This window comes from Modestobacter altitudinis (assembly GCF_005930475.1).
Taxonomy (GTDB): Bacteria; Actinomycetota; Actinomycetes; order Mycobacteriales; family Geodermatophilaceae; genus Modestobacter; species Modestobacter altitudinis.
Genome location: NZ_SJEW01000031.1, coordinates 40,168 through 53,981, shown reverse-complemented (window position 1 = coordinate 53,981; position 13,814 = coordinate 40,168). Strand labels below are relative to the sequence as shown.

General features: G+C 75.4%; 17 protein-coding genes. 8 read left to right on the top strand and 9 right to left on the bottom strand.

Annotated elements, in window-relative coordinates; translation table 11 throughout:
- Window positions 1-142: 142 nt before the first annotated feature.
- The gene (dapD, locus tag FHL79_RS13310) at window positions 143-1,129 is read right to left on the bottom strand and encodes a 2,3,4,5-tetrahydropyridine-2,6-dicarboxylate N-succinyltransferase (protein ID WP_138759073.1); all 987 of its coding nucleotides are present in this window, start codon (window positions 1,127-1,129) and stop codon (window positions 143-145) included.
- Between the two features lie 52 nt (window positions 1,130-1,181).
- Here dapD and dapE point away from each other — a divergent pair, with 52 nt between their 5' ends.
- From dapE to FHL79_RS13290, 4 genes are read left to right on the top strand one after another with little or no spacing between them, the layout of a single operon-like run.
- On the top strand, window positions 1,182-2,303 hold the full coding sequence (gene dapE, locus FHL79_RS13305) for a succinyl-diaminopimelate desuccinylase (RefSeq protein ID WP_138759072.1): 1,122 nt from the start codon (window positions 1,182-1,184) through the stop codon (window positions 2,301-2,303).
- Window positions 2,300-3,130, top strand: coding sequence for an LOG family protein (locus FHL79_RS13300; protein WP_138759071.1), 831 nt, complete (start codon window positions 2,300-2,302; stop codon window positions 3,128-3,130). Before dapE ends, FHL79_RS13300 begins: the two co-directional genes overlap by 4 nt.
- Before the next feature lie 2 nt (window positions 3,131-3,132).
- The gene (locus FHL79_RS13295) at window positions 3,133-3,543 is read left to right on the top strand and encodes a DivIVA domain-containing protein (RefSeq protein WP_138759070.1); all 411 of its coding nucleotides are present in this window, start codon (window positions 3,133-3,135) and stop codon (window positions 3,541-3,543) included.
- Complete coding sequence (locus tag FHL79_RS13290) at window positions 3,536-3,997, top strand: SRPBCC family protein (RefSeq protein WP_138759069.1); 462 nt, start codon at window positions 3,536-3,538, stop codon at window positions 3,995-3,997. The genes FHL79_RS13295 and FHL79_RS13290 overlap by 8 nt, the downstream gene beginning before the upstream one ends.
- 12 nt (window positions 3,998-4,009) lie before the next feature.
- On the opposite strand, the gene FHL79_RS13285 is transcribed toward FHL79_RS13290, so the two are convergent.
- The 7 genes from FHL79_RS13285 to FHL79_RS13255 all read right to left on the bottom strand — a co-directional run bounded on the left by FHL79_RS13285 (window position 4,010) and on the right by FHL79_RS13255 (window position 9,307).
- Complete coding sequence (locus tag FHL79_RS13285) at window positions 4,010-4,759, bottom strand: cytochrome c oxidase assembly protein (RefSeq protein WP_246080739.1); 750 nt, start codon at window positions 4,757-4,759, stop codon at window positions 4,010-4,012.
- Window positions 4,729-5,190 (bottom strand): DUF2243 domain-containing protein, encoded by a 462-nt coding sequence (locus FHL79_RS13280; RefSeq protein WP_138759068.1) that lies wholly within the window; start codon window positions 5,188-5,190, stop codon window positions 4,729-4,731. Before FHL79_RS13280 ends, FHL79_RS13285 begins: the two co-directional genes overlap by 31 nt.
- Before the next feature lie 26 nt (window positions 5,191-5,216).
- Window positions 5,217-5,732, bottom strand: coding sequence for a hypothetical protein (locus tag FHL79_RS13275; RefSeq protein ID WP_138759067.1), 516 nt, complete (start codon window positions 5,730-5,732; stop codon window positions 5,217-5,219).
- The gene (locus FHL79_RS13270) at window positions 5,729-6,979 is read right to left on the bottom strand and encodes a molybdopterin-dependent oxidoreductase (protein WP_138759066.1); all 1,251 of its coding nucleotides are present in this window, start codon (window positions 6,977-6,979) and stop codon (window positions 5,729-5,731) included. The genes FHL79_RS13275 and FHL79_RS13270 overlap by 4 nt, the downstream gene beginning before the upstream one ends.
- Complete coding sequence (locus FHL79_RS13265) at window positions 6,976-7,635, bottom strand: TIGR04282 family arsenosugar biosynthesis glycosyltransferase (protein WP_138759065.1); 660 nt, start codon at window positions 7,633-7,635, stop codon at window positions 6,976-6,978. The genes FHL79_RS13270 and FHL79_RS13265 overlap by 4 nt, the downstream gene beginning before the upstream one ends.
- Window positions 7,632-8,285: a glycosyltransferase family 2 protein gene (locus FHL79_RS13260; protein WP_246080737.1), complete on the bottom strand. Its 654-nt coding sequence runs from the start codon at window positions 8,283-8,285 to the stop codon at window positions 7,632-7,634. Before FHL79_RS13260 ends, FHL79_RS13265 begins: the two co-directional genes overlap by 4 nt.
- A 71-nt stretch (window positions 8,286-8,356) precedes the next feature.
- Entirely contained in the window at window positions 8,357-9,307 is a 951-nt protein-coding gene (locus FHL79_RS13255; protein WP_138759063.1) for a DUF808 domain-containing protein, read from the bottom strand.
- A 152-nt stretch (window positions 9,308-9,459) separates the two neighbouring features.
- Here FHL79_RS13255 and FHL79_RS13250 point away from each other — a divergent pair, with 152 nt between their 5' ends.
- Both FHL79_RS13250 and FHL79_RS13245 read left to right on the top strand, forming a co-directional pair.
- Complete coding sequence (locus FHL79_RS13250; RefSeq protein WP_138759062.1) at window positions 9,460-10,827, top strand: hypothetical protein; 1,368 nt, start codon at window positions 9,460-9,462, stop codon at window positions 10,825-10,827.
- 55 nt (window positions 10,828-10,882) lie between these two features.
- The gene (locus FHL79_RS13245; protein ID WP_171058153.1) at window positions 10,883-11,791 is read left to right on the top strand and encodes a DMT family transporter; all 909 of its coding nucleotides are present in this window, start codon (window positions 10,883-10,885) and stop codon (window positions 11,789-11,791) included.
- Between the two features lie 25 nt (window positions 11,792-11,816).
- On the opposite strand, the gene FHL79_RS13240 is transcribed toward FHL79_RS13245, so the two are convergent.
- A complete protein-coding gene (locus FHL79_RS13240; RefSeq protein WP_138759061.1) occupies window positions 11,817-12,875 on the bottom strand; it encodes an NAD-dependent epimerase/dehydratase family protein in 1,059 nt (352 codons plus the stop codon).
- A 24-nt stretch (window positions 12,876-12,899) separates the two neighbouring features.
- Between FHL79_RS13240 and FHL79_RS13235 the strand changes: the two genes are divergently transcribed.
- Both FHL79_RS13235 and FHL79_RS13230 read left to right on the top strand, forming a co-directional pair.
- Complete coding sequence (locus tag FHL79_RS13235; RefSeq protein WP_179966091.1) at window positions 12,900-13,454, top strand: DNA-3-methyladenine glycosylase I; 555 nt, start codon at window positions 12,900-12,902, stop codon at window positions 13,452-13,454.
- Window positions 13,455-13,569: 115 nt separating this feature from the next.
- The gene (locus FHL79_RS13230; protein WP_081807929.1) at window positions 13,570-13,737 is read left to right on the top strand and encodes a DUF3117 domain-containing protein; all 168 of its coding nucleotides are present in this window, start codon (window positions 13,570-13,572) and stop codon (window positions 13,735-13,737) included.
- Window positions 13,738-13,814: the final 77 nt, after the last annotated feature.

Genomic DNA, 13,814 nt, shown 5'->3' with positions numbered 1-13,814 from the left:
GTCCAACACCCCCGAGACCCCCGGCCCCGACGACCTCTGACGTACTTTCGCGCGCGAAACCGCGCGTACTTTCGCGCGCGAAACCGCGCGTACTTTCGCGCGCGAAACCGCGCGTACTTTCGCGCGCGAAACCGCGCGTCGCTCAGTTGACGTGCAGGGCGGAGTTGAGGGAGCCCCAGTCGCCGTTGCGGGGCAGGGCCTCGAGCGCGCCGTTGACCGAGTTGCGGCGGAACAGCAGCCCGTCGCGGCCGGACAGCTCACCGGCCTTGACCGCCGACCCGTCGGGCAGGACGACCTTGGACCCGGCGGTGACGTAGCAGCCGGCCTCCACGACGCAGCCGTCGCCCAGCGAGATGCCGATGCCGGCGTTGGCGCCCAGCAGGCAGCCCTTGCCGATGGAGATGACCTGCTTCCCGCCACCGGAGAGCGTGCCCATGATCGAGGCGCCGCCGCCGATGTCGGAGTCGGCGTCGACGACGACGCCGGCGCTGATCCGGCCCTCGACCATCGACGGGCCCAGCGTCCCGGCGTTGTAGTTGACGAAGCCCTCGTGCATGACGGTGGTGCCCTCGGCCAGGTGCGCGCCCAGCCGGACCCGGTCGGCGTCGGCGATCCGGACCCCCGCGGGGACGACGTAGTCGACCATCCGCGGGAACTTGTCCACCCCGAAGACGGTGAGGTGACCGCCGGCGGCGACCCGCGTCCGGGCGCGGACCGCGTCCAGCTCGGCGGCCAGCACCGGGCCGGCGCTGGTCCAGGCGACGTTGGCGAGCAGGCCGAACACGCCGTCGAGGTTGATGCTGCGCGGCCGGACGAGCCGGGCGGACAGCAGGTGCAGCCGCAGGTAGACGTCGTGCGCGTCGACCGGCGGCGCGGAGAGGTCGGCGATCGTGGTGGCGACGGCGATGACCTGCACCCCGCGGGCCTCGTCGCTGCGGACCAGGCCGGAGTGGTCCGGGCCGAGCAGGCCCTCCAGCTCCAGGACGCCGATCTGCTGGGTGCCGGTCTCGCCCTGGTCGGCACCGCTCAGCGCCGGGGCGGGGTACCAGGTGTCCAGCACCGTCCCGTCGGCGGTGAGGGTGGCCAGCCCGACGCCGTTGGCACCGGTGGTCTGCTCTGCGCTCGTCACGCCGTGCACGCTACCGAGGGCCGTGTGTGCCCACGCCTTAGGCTCGGGAGTCGTGAGCGACCTGCTGCCCGAGCTCGACCTGACCGCCGACGTCCTCACCCTCACCCGCCGGCTGGTCGACGCGCCGTCGGTCTCCGGCTCCGAGCGGGCCCTCGCCGACGCCGTCGAGGCGGCGCTGCGCGGGCTCGGTGCCCTGGAGGTCGAGCGGGTGGGCGACACCGTGCTGGCCCGGACCAGCCTGGACCGGGAGACCCGGATCGTGCTCGCCGGGCACCTGGACACGGTGCCCGTCGCCGGCAACCTGCCCAGCCGGACCGACACCGTCGACGGCCAGGACCGGCTCTACGGCTGCGGCACCAGCGACATGAAGGCCGGCGACGCGGTGATGCTCCGGCTGGCGGCGCGCTTCGGCGTCCCCGGCGCGCATCCGGCCCGGGACCTCACGTTCGTCTTCTACGACAACGAGGAGGTCGAGGCGGTCCGCAACGGGCTGGGGCGGGTCGCCCGGGAGCGCCGCGGCTGGCTGTACGGCGACCTGGCGATCCTCCTCGAGCCCACCGACGGGGTCATCGAGGGCGGCTGCCAGGGCACCCTGCGGGTGGTGCTGACCGTGCCCGGCACGCGCGCGCACAGCGCCCGCTCCTGGCTGGGCGTCAACGCCGTGCACGGCGCCGCGGGCGTGCTCGCCATCCTCGCCGGGTACCCCGCCCGGGAGGTGGAGATCGACGGCCTCACCTACCGGGAGGGGCTCAACGCGGTGCGGATCGAGGGCGGGGTCGCGGGCAACGTCGTCCCCGACGAGTGCCGGGTGACCGTGAACTTCCGCTTCGCCCCCGACCGGGACGAGGACCAGGCCCTGGCGCACGTCCGTGAGGTGTTCGCCGACGCGCTGGCCGCGGGGGTGACCCTTGAGCTCACCGACTCCTCCGGAGGGGCCCTGCCCGGGCTGTCCGAGCCGGCGGCGGCGGACTTCGTCGCCGCGGTCGGGCAGCCGCCGCGGGCCAAGCTCGGCTGGACCGACGTCGCCCGGTTCGCCGCCTTCGGCATCCCGGCGCTCAACTACGGCCCGGGCGACCCGAACCTGGCCCACACCGTCGACGAGCACGTCCGCATCGACCGGCTGCAGCCGGCCGAGGACGCCCTGATCGCCTACCTCAGCGGGAGTGACGCATGAGCGAGTCCGACGACGGTCAGCGCCGCCGACCGATCCGGCACCGCGGCGGGATCACCACGCGCGGCGGCGGGACCGACCCCGCCGCGGACGGGACGACGACCGACCAGCGGCTGCTGGACCGCCGCAGTGGGAGCGACTGGGTGCACACCGACCCCTGGCGAGTGCTGCGGATCCAATCCGAGTTCGTCGAGGGCTTCGGCCTGCTCGCCGAGCTGCCCCGCGCGGTCAGCGTGTTCGGCAGCGCCCGCACCCCACGGGGATCGGAGTACTACGAGGTCGGCGTGCAGCTCGGCGCAGCGCTGGCCGACGCGGGCTACGCGGTGATCACCGGCGGCGGGCCCGGTGCGATGGAGGCGGCGAACAAGGGCGCCTGCGACGCCGGGGGCATGTCGGTGGGGCTGGGCATCGAGCTGCCGTTCGAGCAGGAGCTCAACGAGTGGGTCGACGTCGGCATCCTGTTCCGCTACTTCTTCGTGCGGAAGACGATGTTCGTGAAGTACGCGCAGGCCTTCGTCATCCTGCCCGGCGGCTTCGGCACCCTCGACGAGCTGTTCGAGGCCCTCACGCTGGTCCAGACCCGCAAGGTCACCCGGTTCCCGGTGATCCTGTTCGGCTCCGCCTACTGGTCGGGGCTGGTGGACTGGATCCGCACCTCGATGCTGGCCCAGGGCACGGTCAGCGAGGCCGACCTGGACCTGCTGCACGTCACCGACGACGTCGCCGAGGCGGTCGCGCTCATCCAGGCCGCGGACGCCGCGCGGGCGCAGCACGCGGACGAGCCGCCGCCCGGCGACGCGGTCCCCGACCCGCTGACCGTCGACGACTGACCGTGGCCGGCGTCGTCTTCGTCCTGGGCCTGCTGGTGGTCGGCGGGCTGCTCTTCCTCGGCGCGTCGCTGCTGCTCGGCCGGGGGGAGACGCAGCCGCCCGCCGAGACCGGCCGCTCGCCGGTGGAGCTGCCCGACGACCGGCCGGTGGTCGGGGACGACGTCCGGGCGTTGCGCGTCTCGGTGGCCCTCCGCGGCTACCGGATGAGCGAGGTGGACTGGCTGGTCGACCAGCTGGCTCAGGTCCTGGACGAGCGGGACGCCGAGATCGCGCAGCTCCGCGCGGCGACCGGCCGGCCCGCCGCGGGCGCCACCGCGGCGCCACCGGCCCTGGCGCGGGCGGACGCCGAGGACACCGACCCCGAGGGCGTCTCCGTGCCCTCCACCGACGAGGAGGACCGGACCGGTGCCTGAGCTGATCGAGCAGGTCGACGTCGACGCGCCGCCGGAGCAGGTCTGGGCGGCGCTGGTCGACTGGGACCGGCAGGGCGAGTGGATGGCGCTGACCGACGTCCGCGCGGTGGACGGCGACGGGCAGTGCGTCGGCGGTCGGCTGGCCGCGGTGACCGGGGTCAAGCTGCCCGGACGCCGGCGGGTCGGGGTGCTGGACACCATGCTGATCACCGCCTGGGAGTTCCCGCGCCGGGTCGACGTCCGGCACACCGGCCGGGTCGTCCGCGGCACCGGCACCTTCGAGGTGCGGCCACGGGCCGGCGGCGGCTCGACGTTCGTCTGGACCGAGGGGCTGGACCTGCCGCTCGGGGCGCTCGGCCGGGCCGGCTGGCCGCTGGTGCGCCCGGTGATGTCGGCCGGGGTGCGCTTCTCGCTGCGCCGGTTCGCCCGGTTCGCCCGCGACCACCGGGGCTGAGCGGGGCGTGGGTCAGGCCGGCACGGTCGCGGCCCGCACGGCGCCCCGGGAGACGTACCACTGCCGCCACAGCAGCGCGGCCACCGCCAGGTGGACCACCGTGCCGCCGTTGTACATCAGCTGCGCACCGGCGGCGGCACCGCTGAAGCCGGTCGGCGGCGCGGCGTAGAGGGACTTGGCCAGCACGTCGTGCGCGGCCATCCCGGCGGCGAGGGCGACGGCGCGGGCCACCACGCCGCGCCGGTGCGGCAGCGGCTCCAGCGCCAGGACGGCGGCGGTCGCCAGCCACCCGGTGAGCAGCACGTGCACCGACACCAGCAGGTGCAGCCCGGGGGAGTGCGCGGCGGCCATGAGCAGCCCGGTCCGGTACAGCAGCCAGGTCCCGGCGACGTTGAGGCCGGTGGCGACGAAGGGGTCGGTGAGGACGTGGACCGGCCCCGTCCGCAGCACCCGGCTCACCCGCCGGACAGCACCGACCGGCAGGACCCGCAGCAGCAGGGTCACCGGCCGCGCCAGGGCCAGCGCGAGCGGCGCGACCATGCCCAGCAGCAGGTGGCCGGCCATGTGGGCGTGCAGGTCCATGTGCGACGCCGCCAGCGGGCCGGTCAGCGCGCCGGCGAGGCAGCCCCAGCCGAGCAGCCAGCACGCCGTCCGGGCGACCGGCCAGGGCCGCCGGTCGACGGTGACGGCGACGAGGTAGAGGACTGCGGCCGCCCCCGCGGCCAGCGCGATCACGGTGCCGGCCGGGTGCGGCCCCGCCACAGCAGCAGCGCCCCGACCAGCGCCAGGAGCACACCGCCGCCGGTCCAGAGCAGGTCGTAGCCGGTCAGGTCGACGCCGTAGCGCACCTGGTGCACCCGCAGGACCTTGTGGTCGACGACGCCGTCCCAGGTCTGGAACCCCCCGGCGCCGAGCAGCATCGCGCCCCACCAGGTGCCGGCGGAGAAGGCCTGCCGCCGGCGGACGTCGGCCAGCAGGGCCAGCCCGGCGACCGTCGCCGACCAGGTGGCGGCGTGCAGCAGGCCGTCGGAGACCAGGCCGGCGGCGCCGCTGGCCCGGTCGTAGAAGTGGTGCCAGTGCAGCAGCTGGTGGAACACGATCTCGTCGACCGCGCCCATCGCCCCCGCGCCCAGCAGCAGCCCGGAGACCACGACGCGCCGGCGGCTGCCCGGGACTGTCTGCGGCGCGGTCACGCGCAGCTGGCTACCCGGGCGGTGCGTCAGGGAACCCGGGACCGCCGGACGGCGACGAGCGCCCAGCCGGCGGCGACGACCCACACGGCCAGGGCGACCAGCAGCAGGTCCCGGCCGTAGGCGCGGGGCAGGAACGAGTCGTTGGCCGGGTCGGCGCCGAAGCCGAGCACGAACGGCAGCGCCACGAGGGTCAGCGCCCCGGTGACCGCCGCGCCCACCACGACCGCCGGGCGGGCCGCACGGGGCAGCAGCCGGGCCGACAGCCAGCCGAGGCCGACCCAGACCGGCGCGAGCACCAGGTCGTGGAGCAGTGCGCTGCCGAGGAACCAGGTCAGCCACGAGCCCAGCGGGACCCGGCTGCCCGCGGTGAGCAGCCCGTGCGCGCCGTACAGAACGGCGGCCAGACCGGGCAGCAGGAACAGCCAGCGCCACCAGGGCGTCAGCGCGCTGCTCGCCGGCCGGCGCGGGTCCGAGGCGTAGGGGTCGTCGAGCCCGGCGGCCCGGTCGTCGACGGTCCGGCCGGCCTCGTCGGCGAGGCTCATCCGCCGATCCCGCCGCGGCCCGGGGCCACCCGGGTGACCCACTTGGTCTGCATGACACCGGGCCGGTTCGGCGCGATCAGCCGCACCGGGTACCCGTGGTCGGGCGCGAGCTGCTCACCGCCGAGCCGCAGCGCCAGCAGCGTGCGCGGGCTGCGCGCGTGCGGCGCCGACACGGTGGAGACGCGGTAGAGCCCGCCGGTCTGCAGCGACTCGACGGTCACCTCGGTGTCCCGGGGCAACCCGGCCGCCTCGAGCAGGTCACCGAGCCGGACACCGGACCAGGTGGCGTTCGAGCTCCAGCCTTCCACGCAGGTGATCGGCAGCCGCTCGGTGCGCTGCGGGAACCCCTGCAGGTCGGCCAGCGACAGCTCGAGCCGGCGCGGCCCCTCCACCACCAGGCGGTAGCCGTCGCCGACCGCGGTGGTGCCGGCCCGCGCCGCCGTCTGCCGCACCGGGAGCCCCTGCGGGCCGACCCCGGGGATGCGTGGGCCGAGCACCGACACCTGCGCGAGCGGCGAGAGCGTCTGCCCGACGGTGGTCAGGGTGACCGCGCCGACGCTCAGCCCGGCGGCGACCACGAACGCCCGCCGGGGGACGCCGTTGGTCTCCGCGGCGTCGTCGACCCCCGCACGCTCGGCGGCCTGCTCCCCGGTGAGCCCGGCGGTGGCCCCCGCCGAGCCGCGGCGGGCCAGGCCGCGGCGGATCTCCGGGGCCTTGGCCCCCACGTGCACCGCGACGGCGCCGATCGCCAGCCACCCGGTCCAGTAGTGCGTCGTGGTGAAGAAGAAGCCGAACGGGTACCACTCGGCGATGTTGATCAGGCCGGTCAGCAGTTGCATGGTGCTCGCGCCGACCAGCACCAGGACCGACAGCCGGCTGACCACCCGGGACGGCGACCCGGCCGGCGGCCACTCGAACAACTTCGGGTAGACCGTCCACAACTTGACCAGCAGCAGCGGGATCGAGGCCAGGCCGGTGGCGACGTGCAGGCCCTGGGTGACCCGGTACAGCCAGGACGGCGACGCCGGCCAGCTCAGCCAGCCCGGCGGGTGCTGCACCCAGTGGCTGACCAGCCCGGTGAGGAAGCAGACGGCGAAGGCGACGCCCAGGAACGCACCGGTGCGGGCCGCACGCCGCTCGGAGTGCAGCGGGCTGGGGAACGCGCCGCGCCGGAACGGGCCGCGGCGCAGCTGCTCCGGTGGCTCGGGCAGCCGGGCGCCGAGCACCCGGTCCAGGGCGGAGGTCATGTCGGGATCGCGGTCCGGACGGCGTCGACGACCCGCCGGGTGCGGCTGTCCGGCGGGCACAGCGCCGCCACGGCGACCGCGTCGGGGAAGTGGTCGATGTCGGTCAGCGAGGGCAGGTCGAGCACGGTCAGCCCGGCCAGCTCGAGGGCGTCCCGGGTGAGCTCGCCGGTGTCCTCGCGCGACATCGGGACGTCCGGGAGCACCTGGGCGGCCACCGGCGAGTGCAGGCCCAGCGCCCACCAGCCACCGTCCGGGGCGGTGCCGAGCACCGCCGTCCCCGGTCCGGCCGTGACCAGCCGGTCCAGCGCGGCGGTGAGCAGCCGGGGGGTGACCTGCGGGGTGTCCATCCCGATCAGCAGCGTGGGCAGGTCGCCGTCGGGCGCTCGCATGGCGTCGGCGAAGGCGTGCGCCAGCCGGGTGCCCAGGTCGCCGTCGGCCTGCGGGAGGACGACGCAGCCGGACAGGTCCAGGTCGCCGGGCGCACCGTCCAGGGCGACCACCCGGCGCCGCACCGGGGTGCCACGGACCGCGTCGAGGGTGTCGCCGACCGCGGCCGCCGCGATCTGCGCGGCCTGCTCGGGCGTGCAGGGCGGGGTCAGCCGGGTCTTGCTCCGGCCCGCCACCGGTGCCTTGGTGATGACCAGCAGCTGCGTCACCGGGCCAGCACCTCGCGCATGTCGCGGATCGTCCGGAGCGTGCCGAGCACGGTGCCGGTCACCTTGGACCTCGTGCCCTCGGCGCGCGGGGCGTAGTCGACGTCCACCTCGACGATCCGCCAGCCGGCGTCGGCGGCCCGGGTGACCATCTCCAGCGGGTAGCCGAAGCGGCGGTCGGTGATGCCGAGGGCGAGCAGCGCCTCCCGGCGGCCGGCGCGCATCGGGCCCAGGTCGTGCAGGGACCGGCCGGTGCGCCGGCGCAGCATCAGCCCGAGCGCGGTGTTCGCCACCCGGGCGTGCAGCGGCCAGGCGCTGCGGTGCGTGGGTCGCCGGCGGCCGAGCACCAGGTCGGCCTCCCCGGCCAGCACCGGACCGGCGACCCGGGGCAGCTGGGCGGGGTCCATCGAGGCGTCGGCGTCGCAGAAGCAGACGACGTCGGCGGTGGCGGCCTCCAGCCCGGCGTGCGCCGCGGCCCCGAACCCGCGCTGCGGCACGGTCACCACGGTGGCGCCGTGGTCGAGGGCGATCTGGGCGGACCCGTCGGTGGAGCCGTTGTCGGCGACGATCGCGCGGTAGCCGGCGGGCAGTCGGGGGAGGACCCGGGGGAGCGCCCCGGCCTCGTCCAGGCAGGGGAAGACGACGTCCGGCACGGACGGACGGTAGCCGCGGTCGGTGGTCATCGCCCGGTGTTCGTCGGCCGGGCGGTTCCCGGATGGGACGGTCAGTGCGCTGCGGCGTCCTTGCCGGCCGTGCGCCGGTGCACCGTGACGGTCATGACCAGCACGACCAGTGCGCCCACGACGAGCCCGATGACCGCACTGGCGACGGTGTTCACCAGCCAGCCGACGACCCCGCCGAAGGCGCCGGTGGCCTCGTGCGCCGCCTCCTCCAGGTGGTGCACGACGTCGTACAGCCCGTGCCAGCCCAGGTCGTCGGTGCCCACCAGCAGGATGTGGCCGCCGACCCACAGCATCGCCGCGGTCCCGACCACGGTGAGGGCGGTGAGCAGCTTCGGCATGCCCCGGACCAGCCCGCGGCCGAACGCGGCCACCCCCGTGCGGGGGAGCTGGGACAGGTGCAGCCCGACGTCGTCCATCTTCACGATCAGGCCGACCACGCCGTAGACCAGCACGGTGATGCCCACCGCGACGATCGCCAGGATGACCGCCCGGGACCAGAAGCCCTGGTCGACGACCTCGTTCAGCGAGATGACCATGATCTCGGCGGACAGGATGAAGTCGGTGCGCACGGCTCCGGACACGATGGTCTTCTCGTCCGGCAGGGCGTCCTCCACCGAACCGTGGGCCTCGTCGTGCGGCCTCAGCCGGTGCCAGATCTTCTCGGCCCCCTCGTAGCAGAGGTAGGTGCCGCCGAGCATCAGGATCGGGGTCAGCAGCCAGGGCAGGAACTCGCTGAGCAGCAGGATCGCCGGCAGGATGATCAGCAGCTTGTTGCGCAGCGACCCCAGGGCGATCCGCCGGATGATCGGCAGCTCCCGGTCGGCGTTCAGCCCGTGCACGTACTGCGGCGTGACCGCGGTGTCGTCGACGACGACGCCGGCGGCCTTGACGCTGGCCTTGCCGGCCGCGGCCCCGATGTCGTCGATCGAGGCGGCGGCCGCACGGGCCAGCACCGCCACGTCGTCCAGCAGCGCTACCAGTCCACCAGCCACGCGAGGTCCTCCTGATCATCAGCACCGGTGTGCTGTTGCCCTGGATGGTGGTCCGTCCGGCCCCTCTTGTGCCTGGCAACCATCTCCGCGGCCCGGCTCCGGCGGCCCCCGCCGGGCCTCGATGGCCGGGTGCCGACCTACGCTCGCTCCCCGTGAACGCCGTCCTGTCCGACCCGCCTGCGCAGGTGGCCTCGGAGCGCCGCTCGCGCGGGTGGCTGCCGCTGCTCGCGGTGCTGGTCGTGGTGGCGTCCGTGCTGGTCGTGGGCTGGATCGGGCGCCGGCTGACGCTCGACGGGACGGTGCTGCACCTGCTCGGCGGCTGGGTGCTGCGCGGCGGGTTCGACGTCGTCTGGTCCTCGCGCGTGTGGCTGCCCGTCGTGGTCGCCCTGGTCGGGGTGCTCGCCGGTCCGACGGTCGCCGCGCGGCTGCCGTGGCGGGCACTGCTGCCCGGCTCGGCGCTGGCGGCGGCGGGCTGGGCGGTCGCGCTGGCCCGGACGTCGGGGCGGGACCGGCTGACCAAGCCGCTGGCCGTGGTCCACGAGTACCCGCACGACGTGCCCCGGGTCGGGTCGATCGGCGCCTTCCTGTCCGGGTTCGTCGACTCGGTGCCGGCCGACGCCGCCGACCCCTGGACCACCCACGTCGCCGGTCACCCGCCCGGGGCGCTGCTGGCCTTCGTGCTGCTGGACCGGGTGGGCCTGACCGGACTGGGGTGGGCGGCGGCGCTGTGCGTCGCCGGCGGTGCGCTGGCGGTGCCGGCCGTGCTGACCGGGGTGCGTGCCGTGGCGGGGGAGGACCCGGCACGGACGGCGGCGCCGTTCCTGGTGCTCGCACCGGTGGCGCTGTGGGTGGCCACCAGCGCCGACGCGCTGTTCGCCGGGGTCGCCGCGTGGGGGGTCGCGCTGCTGGCGGCGGCGGCCGCCCGGGCACCGGGCCGGGCGGCCGACGTCCGTGCCCTCGCCGGGGGGCTGCTGGTCGGGGTCGCGCTGTTCCTGTCCTTCGGGCTGACCGCGCTGGGGCTGGTCGTGCTCGCCGTCGTCGGGGTGCACCACGGCCGGCTCGGCTGGGGCGGCGTCGTCCGGGTGCTCGGGGTGGGCGCGGTCGGCGTCCTGGCGGTGGTCGTGGCGTTCGCCGTCGGCGGCTACTGGTGGGTCGACGGGTTCTCCGCCGCCGGCGACCGGGTGCGCTCGGGGCCCTCCTACGCCGACCGGCCGCTGTCGTTCTTCCTCGTCGCCAACCTGGCCGCCGCCGCGCTCGCGCTGGGCCCGGCCGCCGTCGCCGGGCTCGCGTCGCTGCGCCGTACCCCGCTCGCGCTGGTGCCGCTGGCCGCGCTCGCCGGGATGGGGGTCAGCGACCTCTCGGGCCTGGTGCGGGGGGAGACCGAGCGGATCTGGCTGCCGTTCTACGTGTGGGTGCTCGCCGCCACCGCGTTCCTGCCGCGCCGCGGGCGCCGGGCGTGGCTGCTGCTGTCGGCGGTCCTGGCGATCGGGATCGAGGTCGTCGTCCGCACCGAGTGGTGACCGGGGCTGTCCGAGCCGACCGTCATGATGTCCCGGTGACGACGGGAGGACGTGGGTGAGCCGCCGTGGCTGGGTGCTGTTCGTGGCGATGGCGGTGATCTGGGGTGTGCCCTACCTGCTGATCAAGGTCGCCGTCGAGGACTTCTCGCCGGTCGTCGTGGTCTTCCTGCGCTGTGCGATCGGCGCGGTGCTGCTGGTGCCGTGGACGTTGGCCCGCGGACATCTCGGCGCCGCGCTCCGCCGGCACTGGCGGGCGCTGCTGGTCTTCACCGTGCTGGAGATGACCGGCCCCTGGCTGCTGCTGCCGTGGGCCGAGCAGTCGCTGTCGTCCTCGCTGACCGGGCTGCTGGTCGCCGCGGTCCCCTTCGTCGCGGCGGGAGCCGCGCTGCTGGCCGGCGACGACGACCGGCTCTCCCCGGTGCGCGTGGTCGGCATGGTGCTCGGGGTGGTCGGGATCGGCGCGCTGCTCGGCCTGGACGTCGGTGGCGCGCAGCTGTCCGCGATCGTCGCCGTCGGCTTCGTGGTGATTGGCTACGCCGTCGCCCCGATCGTGATCAGCCACCGGCTCCCGGACGTGCCGGGCGTGACGGCGGCGTCGTTCGCGCTGCTGTTCACCGCGCTGGTCTACGCGCCGTTCGCCGTCCCCCGGCTCGGCGACGCGACGCACGCCTCGGGCACCGCCTGGCTGGCCGTGATCGGCCTGGGCACCGTGTGCACCGCGCTCGCCCTGGCGCTGTTCTTCGCGCTGATCCGGGAGGCCGGGCCGCAGCGCGCGCTGATCATCACCTTCGTGAACCCGGCGGTCGCCGTGCTGCTCGGCGTCCTGCTGCTCGACGAGCCGTTCACCCTGGGGCTCGCCGTCGGGCTGCCGCTGGTCCTGCTCGGCTGCGTGCTGGCCACCCGGCGCAGCCCGGCCCGGACCCGGCCGGCCGCGCTCGGCGACGTGGACGCCGCCGTCCCCTAAGGGGCCATGGTGGCCAACATGGCCCTCAGGGGGCCGGGCGCAGGGGGGCGGTGGCGAACTCGCGCATGCCGTCGGCGAAGTCCACCCCGGCCCGGAAGCCCAACTCCTCCTCGGCCCGCGCCGGGGAGGCGACCACGTGCCGGACGTCGCCGATCCGGTACTCGCCGGTGACCTCGGGCGCCGGGCCGCCGAAGGCCTCGGCCAGCGCGCCGGCCATGTCGCCGACCGTGTGCGGCACCCCGGAGGCCACGTTGTAGGCCCGCAGCGCCGAGTCGGGGGGAGTGGCTGCCAGCGCCACCAGGTTGGCCTGCGCGACGTCGGTGACGTGCACGAAGTCCCGCTGCTGCCCGCCGTCCTCGAACACCCGCGGCGCGCGCCCGGACTCCAGCGCGCTGCGGAAAATCGACGCGACCCCGGCGTAGGGGGTGTCCCGGGGCATGTGCGGGCCGTAGACGTTGTGGTACCTCAGCGCGATCGCGCTCCCGCCGGTCGACCGGGCCCACGCCGCGGCCAGGTGCTCCTGGGCCAGCTTGGTGGCGGCGTAGGTGTTCCGCGGGTCGGCGGGGGTGTCCTCGCCGACCTCGCCCCAGCTCAGCTGCCGGCCGCACACCGGGCAGGGCGGCTCGAAGCGGCCGGCGTCCAGGTCGGACCGCCGGCGCGGGGCGGCCGGGACGACGCCGTGCTCCAGGCACTCGTACCGCCCCTCGCCGTAGACCACCATCGAGCTGGCCAGCACCAGCCGGCCGACGTCCGCGCGGGCCATCGCGGCCAGCAGCACCGCCGTCCCGAGGTCGTTGATGCCGGCGTAGGCGGGCATGTCCTGCACGTCGACGCCGAGTCCGACCATCGCCGCCTGGTGGCACACCGCGTCGACGCTCGTCAGCGCCCGGTCGACGGTGCCGGCGTCCCGCACGTCCCCGGTCACCAGCTCCACCCCGGCCAACCCGGGCACGCCGTCGGGGTAGCCGGGGTGGACGGCGGGCAGCAGGGCGTCGAGCACCCGCACCTGGTGCCCGGCCGCGCGGCAGGCGGCGACGACGTGCGAGCCGATGAAGCCCGCGCCTCCGGTGATCAGGATGTGCACGCGCAGACGCTAGCTTCGGACCCCGTGGAGCGCTGTGGCTGGGCGACGAGTGCCCCGGAGTACGTCGAGTACCACGACCAGGAGTGGGGCCGGCCGCTGCACGGCGACGACGCCCTGTTCGAGCGGATGACCCTGGAGGCCTTCCAGTCCGGGCTGTCCTGGATCACCATCCTGCGCAAGCGACCGGCGTTCCGGGAGGCGTTCGCCGGCTTCCGCATCCCCGCGGTCGCCGAGTTCGGCGACGACGACGTCGAGCGGCTGATGGCCGATGCCCGCATCGTCCGCAACCGGGCGAAGGTGGACGCCGCCGTCCGGAACGCCCGGGCGGCACTCGAGGTCCCGGGCGGTCTGTCGGCGCTGCTGTGGTCCTTCGCGCCGACCGCACCGCGGCCCCGGCCGCAGACGGTCGCCGACGTCCCGGCGACCAGTGTCGAGTCGGTGGCGATGGCCGAGGAGCTGAAGCGGCGGGGCTTCAGCTTCGTCGGGCCGACGACCGGCTACGCCCTCATGCAGGCCACCGGGATGGTCGACGACCACGTCGCGACGTGTTTCCGGGCGGGGTCCGCCGACCCGCGCTGAGGGGACCGGGTTGGTCGAACGCCTGCGGATACGGGATCATGTGTGCGGAGCTCTGCACGAACAGTCGCCACACCACGGCCAGCAGGTGCGTGGGTGGCCGGTGAAGGAGGCACGCATGGCGGCCATGAAGCCGCGCACGGGTGAAGGTCCCCTCGAGGTCACCAAGGAGGGCCGCGGCCTGGTCATGCGCGTCCCGCTGGAGGGTGGCGGCCGGCTGGTCGTCGAACTGTCCCCCGACGAGGCGACCGCCCTCTCCGAGGCCCTGAAGGGCGCAACCAGCTGAACACCGCCGCGAGCCTGCCGCCCGGCAGCCCCGCGGACGACGTCACGGCCCCGGCCGCCGGCACCCTGCCGGCGACC